Genomic DNA, 24,115 nt, shown 5'->3' with positions numbered 1-24,115 from the left:
ATTCACATGTCGAGTGAAAGCTTGTTGATCATACTCATTGTTAGCCTCGTTGCCGGATAGGTCAAATCATACGAGGCACCGACTTCGGGCTGATCGGCCATCTCATTAGCGGTTACCGGCGCTCTCGTGGCGGTTGGCTTCTGCCGCAACTCGTATTCATCTTGGCCCAGTCATTATGTCCGCAATCATCGATTGTTACCATTGGCGCCTTGATTCTGTTGCTGGTTCGAGGCGGAAATGGATGGCGAACAAGATTAGGGAGACTGGAATAAGCGCTGGTAGCCAAAAGGGCGCGCGCAGCCGTTTGTTTGGTAATTGGCTCGACACAGCTGGAGCGCAGTCATGAATCTACGGTACGCCGTTGTCGGTTCCTGCTTCGTCGCCGCGGCCATATTGATGATTGTCTCTGCGAATTCCCATGGCGGCAAGGATGAATGCCGTAATTGGTCTGCTCGATCGGTAATGAGCCTTTTCACACCTTGTGTTGCGAAGGTCGAGGTGAATGACCCATTGAATATTGGGACCGCCCTTGCCAAGCAGCCGCAAGACAGCCCAACCAAACGCTAAAGTAGGTGCCCATTTCTCATCGCCTAACAAGACACACTGAAGGAAGATTTTCCGTCTCGTGACGAAACCTTATATCATCGGGTTAGAGTATTCATCAGATTTGCCTGACCGAGGAAAAATCAAAATCGCTGCCGGGTGGATTTTCTCCGATCCGGATTGTCGTTTCGTTGACGAAGTTGTATGGCGGGACAGGCAGGTTGTAAGGCGCGGGGACACCGTTGAATACTCGCCCCGCCAGATCGTATTTCGAACCATGACAGGGACAAAAATACCCGCCAAGCCAATTTGCGGCAGGCTGCGATGCATTTTGAAGCGGCTCGAACAGCGGGATGCAGCCGAGATGAGTGCAAATGCCAACAAGCACTCCATATTGGGGCTTTAGCGAACGGTGCCAGTTAACCGCATAGGCCGGTTGCTGGAGTTCACCGGATTGGGGATCGGCCAACTGGGACAGAAGTTTGGGATCTTGAAGTGTTTCAAGCAGCTGAGGCGTGCGATTGGTCACTAGGATTGGTTTGCCGCGCCAGGTTATCGCGACCTGCTGACCCGGCTGAATCTTGCTTATGTCAAGATCGATTGGACCGCCTGCCGCAAGCGTCGCGGCGTCTGGCTCCATTTGAGCGATCAACGGAACCAAAGTCGCTAACGCACCAACCGCAGCCGCCGCAGCGGTTGCGACGTAGAGGAAGTCGCGACGTGTTGGCTCAACAGAAGGGGTTGAAGAGGGACTTGTTGCCTTCAACGATCCAGTAGTCATCGCGGAGCACTCCCTGTCTGGCTGGCAAGCCGTAACGTAATACAGATCCCCCATCTTCATACCATAGCGGCGATCACAGCGTGTTGATCCCTTCCTTGATGGGGTGCTTCAGCCGACGGCTTGCGAACTGCAGCCGACCAGCAAGCGGTGGAGACAAGGACGCGCAGCGACCCGAAAAAAGCGCATATGCGACGGCTGTGCGAACAGCCGAATAGCTCGGTTGGGTACCACTAGCATAGGTATTTTCCGAACCTATCGAGACAGTCCCTAACAAGTGTATTCCGGTAGCCCGCTGCATTGATGTCCGATCCAGTCTGGTCGAAATCGACCATTCGTTAGGTCGAGTTGTCAGCGGCCGCTCGGAATCAAGAGCACCACCTACGATCCCTCGCACCGAAAGGCGCGGACTTATGTTCTCAGATTCATATGCAATATATCTCAGCCCAGCTCTTCTGCTTGTAGCCTTTGTTCTGATCGGGGCCAGCGTGAGGATATTGCGCGAATACGAGCGGGCTGTCGTCTTTACGCTTGGTCGGTTTCAGAGGGTTAAGGGGCCCGGCCTCGTGCTGTTGATTCCATTCTTTCAGGAAATGGTAAGAGTGGATCTGCGCATTCAAGTCATCGAAATACCTACCCAGGACGTGATCTCCCGCGATAACGTTTCAATGAAAGTTGACGCGGTCCTCTACTTCAACGTGGTGAATCCCGAACGCGCCATCATCCAGGTTCAGCATTACCTTCCCGCCACCAACATGCTTGCTCAGACCACGCTGCGCGCTGTGCTGGGGCAACACGAGCTCGACGAGATGCTGTCCGAGCGGAAGAAGCTCAGCGCCGACGTACAAAGCATCATCGATAGCCAGACCGAGACCTGGGGGATCAAGGTCAGCAATGTCGAGATCAGAACTGTCGAGCTAACGGAGAACATGATACGCGCTATCGCCAAGCAGGCGGAAGCGGAGCGCGACCGCCGCGCCAAGATCATTCATGCGGAGGCCGAGTTTCAGGCTTCGCAGACGCTCGTCAACGCCGCCAAGATCCTTTCGAGCATCCCGGCCGCCATGCAGCTGCGTTATCTTCAAACTCTGACCGAAATAGGCGCCGAGCAGAATTCGACGGTCGTCTTTCCGATGCCTATCGACATCATCAAGCCGTTCCTTGAGCTGATCGAGAAGCCCGGCAAAGTCGCCGCTACCAATGGTGCCACTTTGGTTCCGCTTGAGGGCGATGCGGCGGGGCGCCTGATGGAGAAGCACACGTAGTACATACCTTATTGCGCTCGGCAACCGCTCGGGCAACGCTTTCCGTAGCAAGCGAAATGAGCTTCCAGTGACAGACTCCGCATCGAAGCCGCCGCTTCCTCTTCGGAAATCGCCGTGGCCGCCCGTTCCAACTATTCTGCTTGTCGTCATCACAGCCTTGGTTATCGGTTCGGTCCAGGAATATCGACTAAGGACAGCGAGTCCACCCCAAACAAATCTCGAACTCGCCGAACACGCGTTCCAGACCGGCGACAATCAAACTGCATTGAAACTATTCAGTGAACTCGCCAATAAAAACAACCCGAACGCCGAATATTGGCTGGGCCACATGAACGAGATCGGGCTTGGGATACCGCGCGATGTCGCCAAAGCCATCGGCCTCTACAAGAAGGCAGCCGAGCAAAACGTCGTGGCGGCCGAAGCACGGCTCGGTGCACTATATCTGAACGGCGATTTGGTAACGCCCGACTTCAGTCAGGCAAAGTCTTACCTGGAGCGGGCCGCCTATCACGCTGACCCTCGTTCGGCGATGCTGCTGGGTCAAATGTACCGTGTCGGCATCGGCACAGCAGTTGACCAGAAGCAGGCCTACGCCTGGTCAGAAGTCGCCTCGCTTGAAGGAAGTGAGTTCGCTCTACGCGAGCGAGATTCTTCTCTTCACGATCTTGATGTTAGCGACCAACAGGCGGCCGTCGCGCATGCGCACGATATCATGAAGGAAATCAAGCAAAACACGACGGCACCTAAAGTGCTGGAAGCGAAATGAGAGAGGCGCTCGCGTACAATGTCTGCCGGATGCATTCCGGCACTCATTTTGTCGAGATCAACTGATAGCAGGACGGAGGATACGACTATGAGCAAAACAAGGAAGTTATACGTGATCGCCTCGGCGCTTTGCGCCACCCTCATCGCCTCGGTTGCCCATGCGGGAGCGAATAAGGTCGTGATCGGCGATATCGACGACATGTCCGGCGTTTACGCCGACATTATCGGACCGGGCGGCGTTGAAGCTGCGAAAATGGCCATTGCCGATTTTGGCGGTTCTGTCCTCGGGAACAAGATCGAATTTCTCGTAACCGACCACCAAAACAGGCCCGACCTCGGTGCTGAGAAGTTTCGCGAATGGGCAGATCGCGACGGCCTCACCATGGTCTTGGGCGGCTCCAATACCGGCGTCAGCATTGCGATGTCAACGATAGCGCGGGAAAAGAAGACACCGTTCTTTGCCATAGGCGCGGCGGGAGCATCGCTCACCGGCAAGGACTGCACCCCCTACACCGTGCACTATGCCTACGATACCACCGCACTCGGCAACGGGACCGCCACGACCATTCTCAAGCAAGGCGGAAAAACGTGGTTCTTTGTCACGGCCGACTATGCCTTTGGCACCCAGCTTCAGGATGCGGCCGCCGACGTGGTGAAGGCCGGAGGCGGCAAGGTTCTTGGCGCCGTTCGCGTCCCTCTCTCCACGTCTGACTTCTCCTCGTTTGTCCTGCAGGCGCAAAGTTCCGGGGCGGGGGTTCTGGGCCTTGCAAACGCCGGCAACGACTTCAGCAATTCGCTCAAGACCGCTAACCAGTTCGGGGTCACGAGGAAGATGAAGCCCGCCGCGCTGCTTGCCTTCATAACTGATATTCACGGCCTCGGATTGGAGACCGCCCAAGGCCTCTACCTCACGACCGGCTGGTATTGGGATCTCAACGACAAGACCCGGGCCTTTGCCAAGCGTTTCTTCGAAAAAACAAACCGTGAGCCGACCATGACCCAGGCCGCTTACTACTCGGCCACGCTGACTTATCTCAACGCGGTCAAGGCCGCCAAGACCACCGATTCAAACACGGTCATGGCGGAATTGCACAAGGCGAAGATCGACGACATGTTCACCTCCAACGGCAAAATCCGCGCCGACGGGCTGATGCAACACGAGATGTACGTCATGCAGGTCAAGACGCCCGCAGAATCGAAGCAACCGTGGGACTACTACCGCCTTGTGGAGACGATGCCCGGCGATCAGGCTTTTGGAAAACTCTCCGAATCGACATGCCCCCTGCTCAAGGAGTGATCCTGTAGCCTCCATCCAGACCGAGCTTGGAACTTTTTAGCGTTACCGTGCTTGATTCCGCGCCTTCCAAGTGGAGAGGAAGTTCGCCCCAAAAACAGAAAAGCCGCCACCCGAAAGCAGCAAAGATGGCGTTGTCATGAACGCTAGATACGAAGAGCGGCGATATTTGCAGCTATCTTGGCTACACGGAAAAGAGAGGCTTGCGGGCAGATATGCTGAGCTCAGTCGTCGTTCGGGTTGTGGATTTTTGTGCTTATCATCGTTGGCCGGTCATTGTCGTCGGAATCCTTTTAATGGTTACGACAGCTGGCTTCGACTACGAGCGCTTTTCAATTACCACTGACGTCGAAGCGCTGATATCCCAAAGCCTACCTTGGCATCAACGGCAACTCGCCTTTGCCAATGCGTTTCCGCAAAACGGCATCGCCGCGGTAATCAGCGCGCCAACCGCGGAAAATGCCGAGCAAGCAACCAATGCACTAGCGCAGCAGCTGTCGAAACGTTCAGATTTATTCCGCACGGTGGTGCAGCCGGATAGCGGTCCTTTTTTCGAGCGCAATGGTCTTCTGTTCGATACTGTTGCGGACGTCAAGCAATCGATCGGCGGTCTATCGAAGGCACAATTCCTCATCGCTGAACTGACCAGCGATCCGACGCTGCGCGGCGCGATGAAGGCGCTATCCTTGGCGGCTCAAGGCGTCGCGGGGGGCCAGGTCAAGATTGATGACCTCGCGTGGCCGCTTACGCTCGCCGAAAAAACCCTGAGTGATGTGCTCTCCGGCAACGCCGCGAGCTTTTCCTGGCAGGAGCTAGTCCATGGACAGCGAGCGCAATCCAGGCAACTCCGCCACTTTATCGCGATAGATCCCCTGTTGGATTTTGGTGCGCTGCAGCCGGGTACCAAAGCCACTGCGGGAATTCGGCAAGCCGTGGCTGACCTGGATCTTGGCGGCAAATTTGGCGCAAAGGTGGATCTGACCGGTCAGGTGCCGATGAATGACGATCAGTTCTCGGTCATTCGGCAAAGTGCGTTGCGTGACACCCTGACTGCGCTGTTCGGCGTCTTGGTCATTCTTTGGTTTGCTCTTCGCTCTTGGAAAATTATCGCTGCGGTTTTCTTCAGCTTGATCGTTGGGCTCGCGGTAACCGCGGCGCTTGGCCTTGCGATGGTCGGAGCGTTTAACCTAATCTCGATCGCTTTCTTTGTGCTGTTCGTCGGATTGGGCGTCGATTTCGGAATTCAGTTTAGCGTCCGTTATCGCTCCGAACGTCACGAACAAAATGACTTGCGAGGCGCCCTGAGGAGCGCCGCCCAAAAAGTCGGGGCTCCCTTAACGTTGGCTGCGGCGGCCACTGCTGTAGGATTCTTTTCTTTTATCCCGACCGATTATAAGGGGCTGTCGGAATTGGGGTTGATTGCCGGGTGCGGCATGTTGATCGCGTTCCTGTGCAGCATAACGTTGGTCCCGGCGATGCTAGCGGTACTTGATCCACCAGGTGAACCGGCATCGGTCGGATTCAAGGCGCTGGCACCGCTGGATAACTTTCTGCAGCGACATCGTATTGTCGTCATCGCAAGTACCCTCATCGCGGTGTTGTCCGCTACACCCCTGTTGCTGAATCTTCCGTTCGACTTCAATCCGGTCAACTTGCAAAACCCAAACGCTCCATCGGTCGTAACGTACCGCGAGCTGCAACGGAATCCGGAGACCAGCGGCAACGATGCGGAGATACTGGTTCCAAGCCTTGATCAAGCGAATGCCACCGCTAAGCGATTGGGAGCGCTCCCGGAGGTTTCGCGCACGCTAACATTAAGCAGTTTCATTCCGACAGATCAGGATCAGAAAATTGCGGCAATCACATCTGCTTCGCGAGGTCTCGCATCGGCGCTCAATCCTCCACGGCAACTACCTGCGCCATCGGATCAGGACGTTGTGGCCGCGATAAGAACTACGGCATCAGACCTTTTAAAAGCTGCCGGAAGCGCGTCTGGACCCAGCGCTGATTTGGCGCGGCATGTCTCGGAGATGCTTTCGCATCTATCCCAAACCGATGCCGCAATCCGGAACAAGGCTGAAGCTGCAGTAGTTCCTCCACTTACTATTGACCTTGATCAGCTTCGGATGGACCTCGCCCCACAGCCGGTGACCTTAAAGACCCTACCGCCTGGTCTGATTCGCGCTTGGTTATCTCCTGACGGTCAGGCTCGCGTCCAAGCCCTGCCAAGAGGCGATCTCACCGACACCAACGTGCTGCAAAAGTTCGCGACTTCAATATTGGCTGCGGAGCCATCCGCGACAGGCCCTCCGATCAGCTACTACGAGTCGGGTAGGACAGTTACACGCGCCTTCATTGAAGCAGGTATTCTCGCGCTCGTATCCATCGCAATACTGCTCTTCATCGCACTTCGACGCGTCACAGATGTACTCTTGACACTCGTTCCATTGTTGCTCGCCGGAGCCGTCACGCTGGAGGTTTGTGTGCTGACAGGGATGGCTCTAAACTTCGCAAATATCATCGCGTTACCGCTACTGCTCGGAGTTGGGGTAGCCTTCAAGATCTATTACACGATGGCGTGGCGTGCCGGAAAGACCGGACTTCTTCAGTCGACCTTGACTCGAGCCGTGATCTTCAGCGCCATGACTAACGCCATCGCATTTGGAAGCATGGCGGCGTCAAGCTATCCGGGCATGTCAAGCATGGGCAAGCTTATGGCTTTGGCATTGTTCTGCACATTGGCCGCCGCGGTGCTGTTCCAGCCGGTTCTGATGGGGCGACCGCGGCAACTCGAAGCCAGTCCGGCCCGGATTAATCGGTTCCCGGCGGCAGCGGAATAGAACAATTATTGCGGAGTGACTCGATGAGCCAGTAACAAATCAAGAGTGACCAAAAAAGTGGCCGGCTGACTAACATCGACTCAGTGCTGACTGGAATCAGAACCTTCACCCCAAAAGTGTCCTCGTGACGTGCGAAGATAACTACGCGCACGAAATCGTCGCGCCTGCTCCGAAATCTATTGGTCGGGTGTCGCGGATGTTGCGGCTCTTCCAGGCTGAGCTTCGCGCTGGCTGACCACGTCGCTTGCGCTAACCGCGATCTTTGATAGCTTTGCACCATCACGCTTAATTGGAGCGGAACTTCTCGGCCGCCCCAAAGGGCAATTCGACACCGTATCAGTGAGCCCCCGCGCTCAGGTCGGTGGCCGTCTGAATAGACCTATCTCTCAGGCAACGCCGCGCTATTACAATTTCGGCCTCGGTAGGACCCTGACTTCGAGCCCACGTTTCAGCGGCGGGAGCCGAATATTTTTCGACATAAAGCCGGACAACAGTGCAAGACATTCGATGAAGTTCAACGGCTTCAGCTTGCGCAATCAGCCCCGAACAGAAAAGGACCGCAAATATCCAGCGCTTCCACATAATTCTTTTACCTCTGCCCACGATTAACAGTTTTTTCAGACGAAGGTTCCAAGGGCGGTGCCAAGCGAACTCTGCGCCGATCCTACCGTGGCGGAACAATATCAAAAGATAGTAGGTGAGCGATATTGCACAGACGGCAAATGCTCTCCCGCTCATAATGTGAGCGAACACGCCGCTCGGAAGTCGAAATGGCTCATTTCGTCCGTGCAGAAATATCGTGCCTTAGACTTCTGAACCGTCGAAGGACCTATAGATAATTTTCGGGGGAGGCAGCCGTGAATCCCAGAGGAACAGTCTTTCAACCGGAGCTAGTCGAGCTGATGAGGTCGGTGCTTGATGATGCTACAGCCACTCTTCCCGAAGCAAGGCGCACGTCGTCGATGAACGCTGAAATTGCTTCAGCAATTCTAGCGTGTGCCGCGAAAGGCGAGAGAGACCCGGCAGCCTTAAAAATGGCCGCGATGTTAGCCGTCGTCAATTGTACGCACTATCACGATACATCGCCAGAACGCCGGGCGGTCTGACGGATTCGCTTTAGGAGCGACGATTTCATTCAGATCGACGCGCCGGTCAACAAGGGCAATTCGGGCGGGCCCACCTTCAATATGCGGGGCGAGGTCGTCGGCGTAAACACCGCCATCTATTCTCAATCGGGCGGAAGCGTGCGTATCGCCTTTGCGATCCCGGCTCCCACCGTGCCCTTGGTGAGCCGTTTTGACCAGACAACTCAACGCGCGTCGCTAGATTGCATGTGTGCCAGGGAGGCACAATCCACGACTCCTCAACCCTGCATCGGAACCCCCTTCCTGTGCGGGGGTGTTGGCTTCGGTTTACCTTTCTGAAGAGAGCGGAATTGGGACTCGAATTATCGATTCGAAGCAGCTTGTGATGGAACGATCGAATGGGATGCTTTCTTTGAATTAGGTTCGTCTCAGAGACGAATTTTCAAAACAAAGGAGTCTAACATGCGCAATACCTTGTTCGCGTCTACGCTCGCGTTCGCGCTCGTTGTTTCGGGAGCTGCCTTCGCGCAGTCAACGTCCAGCGCAACCAACACATCTTCGCCAGATACCACCAAACAGCAAAGTTCGGGTCAGAGGTCTCCTCTGACAATCGATCAGGTCACACAGGACCTACAAAAAGCCGGTTTCACCGACGTGAAGCTTCTGGAAGGTGCTTTCTTGGTACAAGCCAAGACCAAAGACGGTAATCCCATAATCATGACTATTGGGCCGAATGGCGTGAGTGCTATGGAAATGTCGAAATCTAGGCAGACGACGGGTCAGGTTCATTCTGACAACAACCCCGCTACCTCTGCACAGTTACCAAACAAGAATTAGATGAGGCGAAGAGAGCGGCAATTCCGCTCTCCCTCGAAATCAAAATTTCACAACAACGGAGAAAATCATGACATCGAAATTTTTAGTCGCAGCGCTATTGAGCATGTCCTTGATGACGGGCATCGCATCGGCGCAAACCTCCACCACGAATACGGCTGATCGTGCCAAGCCAAATGTAGTGATGCATAAAGATGGCGAGTGGCGCGCTTCTAAACTTGTTGGTCTTGATGTTTACAACGACGCTCGTGAAAAACTTGGCGACATCTCAGAAATGACTATCGACAGGTCCGGCAAGATCGAAAACGTCATCCTGGGCGTAGGCGGTTTTCTCGGTCTGGACGAGCACTATGTTGCGGTCGCGTTCGACAAGTTGAAATGGGAGAATGAGCCGGTTCGCACGTCGTCGACGGTTCCTGCCAAGAGCAGCACAACAACGGTCGGCACTACCAAACGAGGTGCGGCGACGGATGAAGTCAATCAAGAAAACCGACCTGTCCGGGCCGTCGACGAGAAGTGGTACCCAGACCATGCTTTGTATAACGCGACTAAGGATCAACTTAAGGCCATGCCGGAGTTCAAATACAATTGATTGCATGGATTAGCGACGGACTGACGTGGAATCTACGGGTTAAGACTTTACCCGGCAACTCCAAAGCTGCCGGGCTGTTCGTCGAGTTGAGCAGGTTTAGGCGTCGCGAGGAGTGCTGATCAGAGGACATGGCGCGGGCAACGACGCAAGACTCGTTCCGGCCGAAAGGTAGCATGGTGGCTTGACCTATCACCGACCGAGCCTCTCGGCATTGGCGACGACCGTCTGCCTAATGGGCGCCATCGCAGCGGACTGCGCTCCGAAGGCCCAGCTTCCCATTGCAATCCAGATCGAGGTCGCCCGATCGAACCACGCGCGCGCGAACCTGCTTTGCGCCTCCGCTAGGGCGATCGGGCTGGAACAACCGGTCATCTCTATCGTGCCAAGGGCGGTCGTCATGACTTCGTCGGATGCGAAGCGCATCATTTGCCGGCTGGCTTGGCCGGACTGCTTCAGCATGATCATGCCGGCGGTCGAGAACGCCTCGACCTTCTCCGGAACCATACGCGAGAATTCGGCGCGATCCGCCCGAAGGGGATTGAAGGCTGCAGCCATCCCCAGCTTTACGCGTTTGGCAATGACTTGAGTCGTGGCAATAGCGATGTCGCCGCTGCACGTGGCGTTTTGTGTGGCCGCGGCCAAGAAACCGCCCATCCCGTCCACGGTGGAGTCATGGTCATTCATAGCGGTCATGTTTGGCTTTCTACATGTTCTGAAATGCGGGCTCTCTTCCGCAATGCCAAGTTCCGATGCAATCTCGCCGGCAATGGCCGTCGTCATATTCGATTGGCCAACAGCGTTTGCTATCGCGACATGCACAAGGCTGGGAACTCCGTGGCGAGCAATCGGAATCTGGTTTGTCATCTCTGCGAACAGGCGCGGTAGACCTCGCGGGCTTTGGTAGGAAAGGAACGCGACGGTAGCCACACGGGGGTGCCAGCGCCGCAAGGTCGGCTCAATCTCGTCGCGGTCGATCCCCCACGGCATAGACGGGAGGCGGTAACTTGCGGTTTGGTTCAACCCCAGCAGCGTCAAATGCGAAAACCAGCGTGGGATAGCGTCGAACACGAGTTCCGAGCCTGGAAATCGATCGGCGATGCTCGCGAAGAGCTGACGTACTCTCCCCGGCGCGAGATACATCAGCAGCCCCTGAGCGACGATGAAAACGCCGGACGAGGGATCGACCGCGTCCATCCAAGCAGGGTCGAGCGCACTCGCTGCGATATGACGAAAACGATGGGTTGGTGCAAGAAAGCGCTCCCGGAGCCGGATTGCGTCGGGCAGGTCCACAGACAGCCAGCGCATCCGGCCGTTGTCAACGCGCCGCCCCTGCGTTTCTAGACCCTCCCCAAGGGATACGACGATCCCCTCCGGATGGCGATCGAGCCACGACCGTAGCGCCCGATCGATTTCGACCGCGCGGGCCGCGAGCGAGCCCAGAGGATCACCGAAATGGCGCGCGAAGTCATAATTGATCGCCGATCGGATGTGCACGCTCTCGGGATCGACGAGTACGCCGTCGGGTCGTCTGGCCTCGCTTGCGCGATTGTGCAGCGACCAGAGCATCGTTTCTGAGACTCCGGCGAGGTCGGGCAGGATGCCATCGCACGGCTCAGCTTCTTTCATATCATCGCGTGGCGACTCTCCGGGCACTACCTGCGCTGCGAAGGCCGAAAAGGCGAGAGCCCGTTCATCAGGATGGCATCCCTTGTCGACGATACCGATACTTTCCATCTCGAAGCGGGCCGTAACCAGTGTATCCACAATTGTTCCTCTCCAGTGACGGCCGTTGAAGAAATCGATGATAGGGTCAAATGCTTTCGCAAAGAACTTCGATCTGCATTGTCATCGCCGGCGAAATCCGCAACAATCAGCGCCACCGAGGACTAGGAAAAGCATTACGATAATCAGGATAGTCGTCATAGGTTCCTTCGACGCAGTTCGACCCGACCTTCTTCATGTGAGTCTTGGCCGCCAGGTCACCAGTCCCGGAATCTACCTGGTGCGATTCTCATGATCCTGGATATTTTGGTCCTCCAATTCCCGCGCCTTACGCCCCGGCGTCGCGCTTGGATGTTCGCAGATTCCAAAAATGACGTTCCATTGCTCAAGCTCCGCAACAGGATCTGCCAGCTTGATGGCGAAGATGCCATCGGCCCTCCGTAAAAGAGGGTTTCACGCATCTCTCTAACCCGACGTCGGAAAATGCCGCTTCAGTGATGCGTCTGCCGCTCGGCTTCTCCGTTGATCTCGGCTCCGAACATTACGACGAACACCGACAGCCACATCCAGGTCAGCAAAATCAACGGTAGGCCCAACGAACCGTAAGTCTTATTGTAGCTGCCGAAGTAATAAATATAAGCACTGAACAGGACTGATCCGAGGACCCATAGGATTGTGGCCACGATCACTCCGAGGGAGGCCCATTTCCAATTCGGCTCGCTCCGGTCCGGTCCGTAGCGGTAGATCAGCGCCACCATTCCCATGACGAACACGATCAGGAGCGGCCATTCGACGACCAGGCCGATCCAACGTCCCGATCCGTGCGCACCACCCCAGCTTAGTGCCACCGGCAGGCCGGCAATGAGTACGAAGGCGATCAATCCACCGATGATTACCACGATGGTCAACGCAAGGGCCGTTAAGTAGAACCTGATGATTCCACGTCGTTCCGGTTGATCATAGGCGATGTTGAGTGCCGTCATCATGCCGGTCATCCCGCGAACGCCGCTCCAAAGCGCGATCGCGATCCCAATGATGGCACCAAGGCCTAGGCTCGGGCTCGACGCGGAGGCGAGCTCGGCAAGTTCATTGCCGATCATTTCCACGGTCGATGGCGGAAGCATGCCCGACAGGGACTGGACGCCTTTTGCCGCACCGGCGGGGCTTGCGACTAAGCCGTAGACCGAAGCCAGCGCCGCTAAGCCGGGGAACAGCGCCAGCAGCAGGTAATAGGTCACGCCGCCCGCAACGAGTGACAGATTTCTTTCGGCTGTCCCTTTCCATGCTCGACGCAGTATAGCTGCCCAACCGCGCACCGGTATCTGCCAAGGGGCATCCGCATCGCGACCGCGGTCCTGTTCCATCCGGTCAAGTTCCCTTCAATAGCCAAACCGATTTGCCCGGTTCGCCGACGAGCTAACCCATCATCTCCGGCCTGCATTTGCATCATTCGCGTTCGGCGTTGCGGGCAGCGAAGTCGTTCAATTGCGAGCAGCAGGATTGCATGGTCTCCTCAGTTCCGGAGCCGCAGGTCAATATTGCTCAGTTTCTAAAGAAAAATTTAATCGCACGGTCAAAATCGAACAGAGGTTTCGGACGTGACGATCGAAGATGTGCTTGGCTGTTGGTAGGCGCAACGAGGAAGAGACGGACCTGTGAATGCGCCATCTGCGATAGCACTGAGACGATTTACAGCGCCAACCAGACGAGCCAAATTGCCGCCAGTCCCTCGTCTGGTTTAAGAGGGAGTCCTGTCCCCCCCTGCAGGACTCACTTTGGCCGGCTGATTCTCCCTAAGACGTGAATGGGTGCTGGTGCTACAAGCGCTATGGTTGGAGGCGCGCACATTAATCGCAGGAGGGGGTCCTGTGGCGAAGGCCGACGATGACGGGTTCGATCCCAATGCCTTTCTCGCCAAGGTCGGGCTCGGCAAAGAGATCTTGAAATTCAAGAAAACCCAACACGTCTTCAAGCAAGGAGACGTGGCGGATACGGTTTTTTACCTTCAGAAAGGTAGTGTCAAACTCACTGTCCTATCTGAGCAAGGCAAGGAAGCGATAGTCGGGATTTTGGAGCCGGGCCAGTTCTTCGGCGAAGGATGCCTCAACGGCCATCCATTGCGCATCGCGACTACGACGGCGATGGAAGAGTGTGTGATCACCTCAATAACCAAAGAAGCGATGATTGCCGCCCTTCATGCCGAGCCGAAATTCTCCGAGCTGTTCATAGCCTATCTCTTGAAACGGAACAGCCGAGTTGAAGAGGACCTGATCGACCAGCTTTTCAATTCAAGCGAGAAGCGACTCGCGCGCCTCCTTCTTCTGCTCGCGCATTTCGGAAAGGAAGGCGTACCGCAGCCCATTTTACTGGATATCAGCCAGGAGACATTGGCAGAGATGATTGGAACGACCCGATCTCGCGTGAGCTACTTCATGAACAAATTCCGAAAGCTTGGACTCATCAGCTATAACGGAAAAATAGAAGTTCATAATTCGATGCTGAACGCCGTTTTGCATGAAAAGCCCGAGATAAAGCGGGATGATTCAACAGAAAAAATCTAGCCGCCATGTTGCTCGATGAGAAGGCTCTTGTTGAACATACGTTCGCAGAATGTGTTTGTGTGAAATAAAAAGCCCCCTAACCAGTCAGCTTTTGAGCGCATCACTTTCTTACTCTCCTACTCGAAGGAAGGCGAGGAAGCGTGCAAACTTTAGAACATCGCTAATTCTTCCGCGAGGCGGCCTCAATGGCCATCCATTCGCGCATCGCGCGCCGACACAAACTCCAGGACGGACGCTATTCGTTCTACACCAACATAGCAGTTTGGCCTTTTTGCTGAACAAGAGCCCATGTGCCGACGCGGCTAAGCTTCGGGTAACCTGCCGAGGACCACAAAGCGCAACGCGATGACGTGGCCAAAGCGTTAGCGGGCCCGGAGAGTGGTGATGTCGGCGGTCGCTATGGTCAGCCAGTCCGGCGCTCGTCGGTCTGCCGCGGCTCCAGTTTTGCGCTCATGCTTCGCCATCGCATCGAATATCGGGAAAAAGACTGACCAAACCCATGACGGTGTGCGCAAGCCCCATCTCAAGAGCGCGCCGACGAAGTTGAGCAACCACGGCAAAATACTGTCGATCCTGCGATCGAAGGTCATTTATCTGCCGGTTGGTCTGATCTCTTTGGCGTATGGTCCCAATGGAGGTTGCTCCTCTCACGTGCGAGCGATCAAACACCTTTCGCCGTCGCGCGACTTCTCGCAGAACGTTGGTGCACCGGACCACCGGTGTTTGCAAGATTACGAGCTGTGTTGATCAGCGCGAGATGCGAGAAGGCCTGCGGAAAGTTTCCCAATTGTCGCTTGGAGGATGGGTCATATTCCTCAGCTAAAAGGCCAACGTCGTTGCGCAATGACAGAAGTCGTTCGAACAGCTCTCGCGCTTCGTCATATCGTTCCTGCAGAATGTAATTGTCTGCGAGCCAAAAGCTGCAGGCCAGAAATACGCCCTCCCCCGGCGGTAGGCCATCCGCTCCCGCGTTGGTTTGATACCTCAACACAAACCCGTCGCGGAGGAGGCCGTGTTCAATGGCGGCCAATGTGCCGCGAATACGGCGGTCATAAGCCGGCAGAAATCCAACCATAGCGATCAGTAGAAGACTGGCATCAAGCGCTTTGGAATCGTAGGATTGCACGAAAGAATTCTGTGCGGGATCAAACCCCTTGTCGCAAACCTGCTTATGAATGGTATCGCGAATACTGCGCCAGCGTTCGACTGGACCTTCCAGACCGAACTCCTCGACAGAACGAACGATGCGATCGAAAGCGACCCATGCCATGACTTTTGAGTGGGTAAAGTGCTTGCGACCGCCACGGACTTCCCAGATCCCGTCATCCGGCTTATCCCAAATGGTCTCCAACTGCTCGACAAGCGCGCATTCGAGTGCCCAACTCGCGGCATTAGGCGCCAAGCCAGCTTTACGCGCGACATAAAGAGCATCGAGAACTTCACCATAGACGTCGAGTTGCACCTGGCCCGCGGCGGCGTTGCCAACTCGAACCGGCGCAGAATTTTCATAACCGGGCAGCCAAGCCACCTCGTATTCTACAAGCCGCCGCTCTCCTGCGACGCCATACATGATCTGCACATCATCAGGACTACCAGCCACGGCTCGTAACAACCATCGACGCCATTCTTTCGCCTCTTCGATGTACCCGGCCTCAAGCAGCGCGTATAGCGTGAAGGTCGCATCACGCAGCCAGCAGAAGCGGTAGTCCCAATTACGCTTGCCGCCGATCTTTTCTGGCAACGAAGTGGTGCCGGCGGCCACGATTCCCCCCGTTTCTCGATGGGACAGAGCTTTCAACGTCAATAGCGAGCGCCTCACGGCCCGGGACCATTCTCCATCCGCTTTATGTCGTGCAGACCAATTCTTCCAGAATGCTTCGACGTTGGCCAAGGCATCGCTCCGACGGAGTGGGTCGGGTGCCAGCCGGTAAGACGGCGACCAAGTCAGGGTAAATCCGATTTCGTGGTTGGCCGATACCTCAAACTCTCCCACGGTTTTTAGATCCTGGCCGCGAAGCGTGATGCCCGTATCGAGCAAAAGCCGATCCGGACCTGCCAGGATTTCGTGGCGGCCGTCGTCTCGGCGCGAAACCCATGGCACGATGGAGCCAAATTCAAAGCGGACGACCAGTTCGGTATGCATGGCCACCCTACCGCGCAGGCCTCTCACAATCCGCACCACATCGGAAACCCCATCGCGTCGCGTCATAAAATCGACGACGCAGACCGCTCCGGTCTCGGTCTCGAACGCCGTTTCCAAAATCATGGTGTCGCCGCGATAGCATCGCGTCACACGCACTGCGTCTGCAATCGGGGCCACCAACCATCGGCCGTGGTTATTAGTGCCGAGCAACGCCGAAAAGCAGGCGGCGCTATCGAACCGCGGCAGACCGAGCCAATCAATCGACCCATTGTTACAAACCAAAGCCAAGCTTTCGCAATTGCCGATGGCGGCATAATCCTCAATGCGGGGCATAGATCCTCAACGGCGGGGCTAGTATGGGGCGCGGGTCGGCCGAAGAATGGCTCGTCAACAACGTGCTCACATTCCTCTACTCGCGATCGGTCTCCACTGCAGGAAACAACCTCAAACCGTTCGTCGTTCTGAAGATAAGCTGTGCGAATAGTGTGTATGATGTTCGACCGCTGACAGAGCAGCCAGCTGTAGCATTGCTGGGTTCCTCTCACCCCTTGCAGCACATGCGAGGATTTTAGAAGCTATTTCAGCCTTGGTAGCCGACGTTCGCTTCACCTCGGGAAGCGTTGCAATGGCATTGTCGAGAACCATCTTCATTAAGTCGATGAGCTCGGGTGAAAAGATTGTTCCGATCGAATTCACGACGCGTCTCCTCCACAATCCAACCCCATCCTTCATTTTAGTATGAGAGGAGCACACCGTGTCTAAAGAGTATTTTATCCTTGCACATTGCAAAGCCTCGTTCGTGGCGGAACTCTCCTCTGCTCATAAGGTCGGATCGATAGACCTTTTCAACTACCATTTCATCCCACCAAACCAGCCAAGCGCTCACCTAGCAGCTTGGAATGCATCCGCTCTATGGCCTGACGTATCCCGTAAGCATGCGCGGACCACGGGCCGAAGCTCTGAAATGGAAAGAAACAGATGGCCCGGCACTTAGCGGGCCGATGAAATCCGATAGCTTTGGGATCATGATTTCAAATCACAGTGTTCGCGCGCTGTTCTGGGGCACTCTTTTCAAAAATGGGAGCTGAAGGGGTCTTGCCGTCGAACTCTCTGTTCCGATGGGACGATTGAACCATTGAGGCACAAGTGTCAGATTACATCTATCAAGCAAGAAGATGCAGATTGCGCGCGATCCGCGGTCGGCCGCCAGAGAGTTCAGTAAGAAATCAAACGGCAAGCGCGCGCCGCATCGTGCGTGGGGCTCTGAAAGGCGTAGAGCACCCTCTTCAACGAAGAGATATTTTCCGGGCGGGATGATATAGAGGCAGTCTCGCTTGATTGGCATTCCGTCCGTCGCCTGAAGCACGGTCATCGACGTGTGGCCCGCGAGCAGGCCCACCATCATGGTTTCGTGGGTCGGGTCTGCCAGATTGCGCGCGGTATTAATCAACGCGAGATGCGAGCGGCGCTGCACTCGCTCTCGACAGAATTTGGCGTGGTGAGGCGCGCGGCGTGTTATGCACCGAGCCGCTCAGCATCGGAGGCGACCGTCTGACGAATTGGCGCCATAGCAGCGGTATGGGCGGTTAGCATCAGCATTCACATCGTATTGAGGCTGGAAGTCGCCCGACTGAGCCACGCATGCGCGAATGTGCTTTGCGCCTCTGCCCAGGCGAGCGGGCTGGAGCAGCCGGTCATCTCTATCGTGGCGCAAGCGGTCGTCATCACTTCCTCAGACGCCAAGCGCATCATCTGCCGGCTGGCTTCGCCCGACTGGGTGAGCATGACCATGCCGGCGGCCGAGAATGCCTGCACCTTCTCCGGGATCATGCGCGCGAACTCGACGTGATCGGCGTGCACAGGATCCAAGACGACCGCCAGCCCGAGCGCCACGCGCTTGGCTATGATCTTCGTCGTAGCCTTGGCGATGTCGTTGCCGCGGCTGGCATTTTGCCTTGCCATGGCCAATATGCCGTCCGTCGTATCTGCACGGGATACATTGGCGTTCGCAGATGTCATCTGTGATTCCTTAAATGTTGTGAGGTTTTCGAATCCATATTCTTCGTGGCTGGATGTGGGAGAAGTCTCTCCGACGATGGTATTTGAGTTCATGGTGGGCAGGGAAGCCGCGTTCGCCATCGTGACATGCACGAGGCTGGGAACGGCCTGTCGGGTGATCGGAATGTGATTTGTCACGTACGCCACGCCAGCAAACGAGGCAGCCCTCGCGGAGCCCGGTAGTCGAGAAACTCGACGGTGACGACACGCCCGAGCCAAATATTTCTCAGCAGATCGAGCAGGACATATCCGCCTATCTGGTGACCATCACAGTCATGAATGCCGCGGTGGGCGTCGCGACGGCAGCGGCGATGTATCTCTGCAGACTTGGCGATCCCTTGTTGTGGGGAGCAGCAGCCTTTCTACTTAACTACATCCCCATTTTAGGACCGTTGCTCGGTACTGTCGTCTTCTTGCTCGCCGGGGATGCTAACTTTCGACAGCTTGGGATGGGCCTTGCTGCCTCCAGCGCTCTATTTCGGCATTCATCTCGTCGAGGGCGAAGCACTGACGCCAATGCTGGTTGCGCGGCGTTTCACGTTGAACCCCGTGCTGGTCATCTTGTCCCTGGTGTTCTGGTTCTGGATGTGGGGCGTGCCCGGAGCGATCTTGGCGGTTCCGATGCTGGCCGTCTTGAAGATCATCTGCGATCGGCTGCGCCCGCTCAAAGCTCTCGGGCATTTCCTCGAAGGATAAATAGAACGGTTACCTTCGGCTGTTCGGGCCCCGCCGTCTTGTCTCTCGGTCATTGAGATACTTGTTAGAGATGCCGAGCTTAGTGTCCATGGCGTACAGCTTTGCCACCGATTTTCGATCACCTTCTATCGGGCAGTGCATAAGCAACCAGATAATCGCCGGCTGGAGTCAGCATGCTGTGGTGACCACCGGCCATGATCACGACGTACTGCTTGCCGCCGGCCTCATAAACCATCGGCGTCGCCTGCCCGCCCGCGGGGAGCTGATCCGACCAAATCGTTTTTCCGGTCTTCAGATCGATGGCGCGAATGAAGTCGTCCGTCGTGGCCGCGACGAAGATCAAGCCGCTCGCCGTGGTGACTGGGCCACCATTGCTGGGCACTCCGATTTCGAACGGCAGCATGGAGGGAATTCCCCATGGTCCGTTGCGCTGCGCCGTGCCGAACGGGTGATCCCACAAGGTTTGACCCGTCGCCAACGCGATAGCGCGAATGCCGCCGTAGGGCGGCTGCTTGCAAAGAACGCCGGTCGGCATCAGCCACCCTTGGTTGGCGGAAATCCCGTACGGCAAATCGGCCTGTGGGCGATTGTCGCCGGGGCCAGGGCCCTTGTACCGCGGGTCGCCCATGTAGAACACGCCGAGTTTGTCGTCCTCCGCGCGGGGCACGAGCGTCGAATAGCTCGGGTATTCATTGTAATTGAGCACGATCACGCCGCGTCGCACATCGACCGAAAGACTGCCCCAGTCAGAGCCACCATTGTTTCCGGGGTACTCGATCCAGGGTTTGTCGACGCTTGGGGGCGTGAATATGCCTTCATAATGCGCCGATCTGAACTGGATGCGGCACAGCATCTGGTCGATTGGAGAAATACCCCACATCTGGCTCTCTGTAATGTCGGGCTGCTGCGTGGTGTTGTAGAGCGAGCGTAACTGGGTCGGAGCGCGTTCAGCTGGCTCAACTCCGCCCTGCGGCGCCTTGACCTCTTCGACCTTGGTCAGCGGCTGTCCGGTACGGCGGTCGAGAATGAAGATATCTCCAACTTTCGTTGTCTGAACCAGCGCGGGCACATTCCCGCTCGGCGTCGGAAAATCCACGAGACTGGGTTGGGACGGCGTATCGTAATCCCACACATCGTTTTTGACGAGCTGATACACCCAGCGCGGCTTTCCTGTCTCAACATCCAGCGCAGTTACGGAGGAACCGTATTTCCGCTCTTCGGGGCTGCGGGTTGAGCTGTAATAGTCGCCCGATGGATTGGCCATCGGCAGATAGATCAGGCCCAATGACTCATCGGCGACCGCGGTCGACCACATGTTCGCGGTCCCCAGCGTATAGGTTTTTCCGGCCGGAGGGAGCTTGGTAATGTCGGGCTGTCCCATATCCCATGCGAACCTCAGCACACCCGTCGCGGCATCGTAGCCGCGCATGACGCCCGAAGGCGCCCACCGGCGTTGGCCGTCGATGATCTGCTGTCCCGTCACGACGACGCCATGCACGATGGTTGGCGCGGAAGTCACCGATACCATACCCGGCGGGACTTCTCCCATTCCCTCGTTCAGATCCGCAACGCCGTTGGTGCCAAAACCTTTGCAGGGTTGCCCGGTGGCGGCGTCAACTGCAATGAGCTTGGCATCAAGGGTTCCGGCAATGATGCGCTCGGCGCACACGCCGCCCGGCGGTGCATCCGCCTGCTTGTAGTATGCGACCCCCCGACAGGCTGAGTTGGGTGGCGCAAATTCCGCCGGCGTCATCGGATCGAACATCCATTTTTGCTTGCCCGTGGCGGCATCCAGCGCAAAAATCTTGTGGCGCGAGGTGCAGCCGTAAAGCACGTCGCCGATCTTGAGCGGGGTCATTTCAACTCCGAAATTCTTCGGAATGTCGCCCGTTCGAAAAACCCAGGCTTGCTTGAGCTGGTTCACATTTTCCGGGGTAATCTGCGAAAGATCCGAATACCGTTGAGCGCCAGGACCTCCACCATAGGTAGGCCAATCCGCTGCCGCCGGAGCAGTTGCCTGATCGAAGTAGACAGTCCCGTCCGGCACGATCGGGACCGGCAAGGTCGTCAGGGGTGCCTTGGCCAGCGGAACAGCAATTAAAAGGCCGAGCGCCAAAATGACTGTCAGACCGGCGGCATACGCTCGTCGCGTCGGCTTCCCGTTCAATAGGCGCGCGGGCATCACCAGCACGGCGAGAACGAGGAGTATGAAAGGACCGACGAGGCGAGGAACCAGGGCCCATCCGTCGAGACCTGCTTCAAAAAGAGACCAAACAATCGTAGCCAAAAAGGCAACAAAGTAGACATAGAGGCCAGCTACGCGACCCGCGATAGTCAAGGCTCCAGAAAATATCAGCGCTATGCCAACCAAGAGGTAATACGGACTGCCTGCGAGCGAGACGAGCTTGACCCCTCCGATGCCGAGCAAGGCGCCGAAGATAAGAATTATAAAACCGAATATCCGCATCGACCACATCCGGATTTCGGAATAGTGCGGCGAGCTGGTCTCACCCGGCATGGATTTTTCCTATCAGACGTTGAAAAACCGGTGCAGGAAACCTGCAGATCACCTTATCTTTAACGCCAGATCTTTAGCGCCAGCGCCATTTGAAGAAACGCCAGCGCCATTTGAAGAATCGAAAACTACCGAGAAATCGGCCTGGGACGACCGGCTATGGACCCTTACAGTCAACTTTAGAGATCCTGCGGGCATAGTCCCAAAGTTCGACCTCTTGACCATCGATCATTCCCGCAGTCCGTTCCTTTGCATCATTGTCGTCGTTGCAGTTGAAATCGAAAGCCCTGATGTAATACCCGTCACGGCCAATAATTTACGCTCAGTAGTGCGGCCATAGCTGCTCTCTCAACAGGCTGAGCATGCCAGCGCCGTCATCGATAATTGCCGTTGCAGTGCAATGACGAGACAAGCATAAGCCATAGGCCTCCGATCTAACGGTCAATATTGCTCACTCTCGACGATTTGACGCGGCGCGATGATGGAGGCCCCTTACTCCGTGAGGAACGCTTCAGAGTGTCTAACATTGGTAAGCTGGAGGTGGTCAATGCCACGCCATTTTTTAATATCAAAGATGGGCATAGACTTGCGGACTCGTCCAGGTTCGACTGCGACAACGATGACGCCGCGATCGAAAAGGCGAAAGTGATGGCGATAGGCGTCTCTCTGGACAAGCCAGCGGTCGATCCAAAGCTGCACATTTCTATTCTGAACTCAGATATAGATGAAATTTCCAGGGTGGCAGTTTATTCTAAGCCAGCATAGAAGTATTTAGATAGCGACGGTCATCACGCCGAACGCTGTAACGCTGGCTTACATTTTTCGACATTGCACGGCGGCACTGAAACCTCGCAAATCGCGGACTCAATAAACAGCCAACATTCTCCAGCGAATTCCCAAAGGGTAGCGATCGAGCCTTCATTTCCGGCTGGCAAGATAACCGACAAAATATACCTCATCGGCCTAGTCGGCTTTCTTTTCCGCGGCCTCGCCTCGTTTCACGATATCGCCTTTTGTAAAAAGGATGTTTTGCAGCTTTGTTCGCCATATTATTCCGGCGCAGAAGAAATTCGAGGTTCAAGGTCGCCCCGGTTCTGTCGCTAGTCACTTCACCTGAACACCCTGTTGAGGCTTGAGGCCACCTTGCATCGCCAGCGGGTCGGTCGGGTCGTAAGGACCAGGAAGTGATCGACAACATAGATCACCCCCACAATGGCGATCCCGCGACAACCAACATGCAGGCGATCCACGCTAAAATCTCTTTGGTCGAATATTCTTCGAACACGCAGGCAGTTTGGCCGCCTAAACTCGTATTTTCGAGCGTCAATGAAAACGGCTCCGCCGGTTGGAACGACGACGCACGGTAGATCGCCAGTCCCCAGCCACAAGCCCTAGCGGCTTTCCCAGATCGTAAATCAGCGGAATCATGGGGCATGTCCGCCCTCTTCCGCCGTCACTCCGACAATCCGCACCAGGTCACCTGACACGTCTACTTCGATGACGTCCGTGTCGGCACGATCGGCGAACGTGCCGGCGTTCCGGTCGACGTTGACCAATGGCACTGATCATGCGGCTTCTATCCCGGCCTACATCGGGGTCAGCATCGCTACGGGACGGCGTCAACGTTCGAAGAGGCTCGCGCCGGCTTCGAGGCCGATTGGAAAGACCTCCTGCCTGAGATCCCCGACGGCGCATTCGAGGAGTATCGACGCGATCGCGAAGCACGCGCGAAGATGAGAGCCATTCAGGCGCGCGGCGAGAAGTTGCCATCCGAGGCTTTTAGCTCGATTATGCGATGCGTCTGCGGCGTACGGTTCGACAGCTGGAAGCCGGAAGAAAGCTATGATCACCGCGGCCACATCTATGCAGCCGAGCAACAAGGAATCCATTGGTGAAGTTTGCCCAGCCTAGACCTTACGCCGACCTAGAAGCCGCGATGCAAAAAGTCCTAGAGATTGCCAGCACCGTCGAGCCGGTCCAAGACGGACGCATCCATATCGAGAAGATCAACGGCCCGTTTCTATTCGAGCACAGCGGTAAGCGGGCCGAATATACGACTGGCATGAAGCTCGCCATCGCCCGTGGCCTTCTGTGGATGCACGAAAGTCAGACCTATCTGAAATTCACTCAAGCGGCGCCGCGATGTTCGCTTGATCGCTCGCAAGCAACTCGACCTCCCTCCCACCGTCGCCCGCGCCTTCGTGAAAGACAGGAAGGCGTTCTCCGCCGAGGAAAACCGATACAAGCAGGACGAGATCGCGTTGCGTCAACTGCACGCGCTCAAAGAGCACCGGTGGCCGCGCGAGAAGACAACAAGGCTCTCAGATGTCAAACAGATGTTCGTCGAGATGAATTGCATGATCGGTTGAAGATACCCCATGGAGTCGCCCTCGAAAGACGTAGATGAAAAAGCCGATCATCAAA

General features: G+C 56.1%; 20 protein-coding genes and 2 pseudogenes. 11 read left to right on the top strand and 11 right to left on the bottom strand.

The genetic code is table 11. The features are described 5' to 3' along the window. Positions 1-661: 661 nt before the first annotated feature. Positions 662-1,324 carry a ubiquinol-cytochrome c reductase iron-sulfur subunit gene (petA, locus tag ABSE61_RS24035; RefSeq protein ID WP_423873631.1) on the bottom strand — a complete coding sequence of 221 codons (663 nt, stop codon included), beginning with the start codon at positions 1,322-1,324 and terminating at the stop codon, positions 662-664. Between the two features lie 410 nt (positions 1,325-1,734). Here petA and ABSE61_RS24030 point away from each other — a divergent pair, with 410 nt between their 5' ends. The 4 genes from ABSE61_RS24030 to hpnN all read left to right on the top strand — a co-directional run bounded on the left by ABSE61_RS24030 (position 1,735) and on the right by hpnN (position 7,485). Next, positions 1,735-2,586, top strand: coding sequence for a slipin family protein (locus tag ABSE61_RS24030; protein WP_423873630.1), 852 nt, complete (start codon positions 1,735-1,737; stop codon positions 2,584-2,586). Between the two features lie 67 nt (positions 2,587-2,653). Further along, a complete protein-coding gene (locus tag ABSE61_RS24025; RefSeq protein ID WP_423873629.1) occupies positions 2,654-3,352 on the top strand; it encodes a tetratricopeptide repeat protein in 699 nt (232 codons plus the stop codon). A gap of 87 nt (positions 3,353-3,439) precedes the next feature. Next, complete coding sequence (locus tag ABSE61_RS24020) at positions 3,440-4,648, top strand: ABC transporter substrate-binding protein (RefSeq protein WP_423873628.1); 1,209 nt, start codon at positions 3,440-3,442, stop codon at positions 4,646-4,648. A gap of 212 nt (positions 4,649-4,860) precedes the next feature. Next, the gene (gene hpnN / locus ABSE61_RS24015) at positions 4,861-7,485 is read left to right on the top strand and encodes a hopanoid transporter HpnN (protein ID WP_423873651.1); all 2,625 of its coding nucleotides are present in this window, start codon (positions 4,861-4,863) and stop codon (positions 7,483-7,485) included. Positions 7,486-7,821: 336 nt separating this feature from the next. On the opposite strand, the gene ABSE61_RS24010 is transcribed toward hpnN, so the two are convergent. Then, on the bottom strand, positions 7,822-8,067 hold the full coding sequence (locus tag ABSE61_RS24010; protein WP_423873627.1) for a hypothetical protein: 246 nt from the start codon (positions 8,065-8,067) through the stop codon (positions 7,822-7,824). 542 nt (positions 8,068-8,609) lie between these two features. Here ABSE61_RS24010 and ABSE61_RS24005 point away from each other — a divergent pair. From ABSE61_RS24005 to ABSE61_RS23995, 3 genes and pseudogenes are all read left to right on the top strand, one after another. After that, a pseudogene (locus ABSE61_RS24005) lies at positions 8,610-8,774 on the top strand (S1C family serine protease); the annotation flags it as partial. Positions 8,775-9,032: 258 nt separating this feature from the next. After that, positions 9,033-9,407, top strand: coding sequence for a hypothetical protein (locus tag ABSE61_RS24000; RefSeq protein WP_423873626.1), 375 nt, complete (start codon positions 9,033-9,035; stop codon positions 9,405-9,407). Between the two features lie 67 nt (positions 9,408-9,474). Continuing rightward, positions 9,475-9,996 (top strand): PRC-barrel domain-containing protein, encoded by a 522-nt coding sequence (locus tag ABSE61_RS23995; RefSeq protein WP_423873625.1) that lies wholly within the window; start codon positions 9,475-9,477, stop codon positions 9,994-9,996. A 189-nt stretch (positions 9,997-10,185) separates the two neighbouring features. Here ABSE61_RS23995 and ABSE61_RS23990 read toward each other — a convergent pair whose 3' ends face one another. Beyond that, positions 10,186-11,760: a class I SAM-dependent methyltransferase gene (locus ABSE61_RS23990; RefSeq protein WP_423873624.1), complete on the bottom strand. Its 1,575-nt coding sequence runs from the start codon at positions 11,758-11,760 to the stop codon at positions 10,186-10,188. 449 nt (positions 11,761-12,209) lie between these two features. Continuing rightward, a complete protein-coding gene (locus ABSE61_RS23985) occupies positions 12,210-13,082 on the bottom strand; it encodes a YihY/virulence factor BrkB family protein (RefSeq protein ID WP_423873622.1) in 873 nt (290 codons plus the stop codon). Positions 13,083-13,586: 504 nt separating this feature from the next. Between ABSE61_RS23985 and ABSE61_RS23980 the strand changes: the two genes are divergently transcribed. After that, entirely contained in the window at positions 13,587-14,279 is a 693-nt protein-coding gene (locus ABSE61_RS23980; protein WP_423873621.1) for a Crp/Fnr family transcriptional regulator, read from the top strand. Between the two features lie 362 nt (positions 14,280-14,641). Here ABSE61_RS23980 and ABSE61_RS23975 read toward each other — a convergent pair whose 3' ends face one another. From ABSE61_RS23975 to ABSE61_RS23960, 4 genes are all read right to left on the bottom strand, one after another. Next, positions 14,642-14,869 (bottom strand): hypothetical protein, encoded by a 228-nt coding sequence (locus tag ABSE61_RS23975; RefSeq protein WP_423873620.1) that lies wholly within the window; start codon positions 14,867-14,869, stop codon positions 14,642-14,644. A gap of 71 nt (positions 14,870-14,940) precedes the next feature. Next, on the bottom strand, positions 14,941-16,755 hold the full coding sequence (locus tag ABSE61_RS23970; protein WP_423873619.1) for a glycoside hydrolase family 15 protein: 1,815 nt from the start codon (positions 16,753-16,755) through the stop codon (positions 14,941-14,943). Positions 16,756-17,458: 703 nt separating this feature from the next. Further along, complete coding sequence (locus tag ABSE61_RS23965) at positions 17,459-17,896, bottom strand: chemotaxis protein CheB (RefSeq protein WP_423873618.1); 438 nt, start codon at positions 17,894-17,896, stop codon at positions 17,459-17,461. Between the two features lie 125 nt (positions 17,897-18,021). Next, positions 18,022-18,561, bottom strand: a complete 540-nt coding sequence (locus ABSE61_RS23960; RefSeq protein ID WP_423873617.1) for a hypothetical protein — start codon at positions 18,559-18,561, stop codon at positions 18,022-18,024. A 137-nt stretch (positions 18,562-18,698) separates the two neighbouring features. Between ABSE61_RS23960 and ABSE61_RS23955 the strand changes: the two are divergent. Further along, a pseudogene (locus tag ABSE61_RS23955) lies at positions 18,699-19,176 on the top strand (AI-2E family transporter); the annotation flags it as partial. Between the two features lie 118 nt (positions 19,177-19,294). On the opposite strand, the gene ABSE61_RS23950 reads toward ABSE61_RS23955, so the two are convergent. Continuing rightward, positions 19,295-21,694, bottom strand: a complete 2,400-nt coding sequence (locus ABSE61_RS23950; protein ID WP_423873616.1) for a membrane-bound PQQ-dependent dehydrogenase, glucose/quinate/shikimate family — start codon at positions 21,692-21,694, stop codon at positions 19,295-19,297. Positions 21,695-22,207: 513 nt separating this feature from the next. On the opposite strand from ABSE61_RS23950, the gene ABSE61_RS23945 reads away from it, so the two are divergent. Beyond that, positions 22,208-22,456, top strand: a complete 249-nt coding sequence (locus ABSE61_RS23945) for a DUF6894 family protein (protein WP_423873615.1) — start codon at positions 22,208-22,210, stop codon at positions 22,454-22,456. A 436-nt stretch (positions 22,457-22,892) separates the two neighbouring features. On the opposite strand, the gene ABSE61_RS23940 is transcribed toward ABSE61_RS23945, so the two are convergent. After that, the gene (locus ABSE61_RS23940; RefSeq protein ID WP_423873614.1) at positions 22,893-23,126 is read right to left on the bottom strand and encodes a hypothetical protein; all 234 of its coding nucleotides are present in this window, start codon (positions 23,124-23,126) and stop codon (positions 22,893-22,895) included. A 184-nt stretch (positions 23,127-23,310) separates the two neighbouring features. After that, positions 23,311-23,580 (bottom strand): hypothetical protein, encoded by a 270-nt coding sequence (locus ABSE61_RS23935; protein ID WP_423873613.1) that lies wholly within the window; start codon positions 23,578-23,580, stop codon positions 23,311-23,313. A 261-nt stretch (positions 23,581-23,841) separates the two neighbouring features. Here ABSE61_RS23935 and ABSE61_RS23930 point away from each other — a divergent pair, with 261 nt between their 5' ends. Further along, a complete protein-coding gene (locus tag ABSE61_RS23930; protein WP_423873612.1) occupies positions 23,842-24,060 on the top strand; it encodes a hypothetical protein in 219 nt (72 codons plus the stop codon). The last annotated feature ends 55 nt before the right edge of the window (positions 24,061-24,115 follow it).

The organism is Bradyrhizobium sp., from assembly GCF_049519115.1.
Lineage (GTDB): Bacteria > Pseudomonadota > Alphaproteobacteria > Rhizobiales > Xanthobacteraceae > Bradyrhizobium.
The sequence above is the reverse complement of the archived record's forward strand: the minus strand, read 5'-3'. Positions and strand labels throughout refer to the sequence as shown.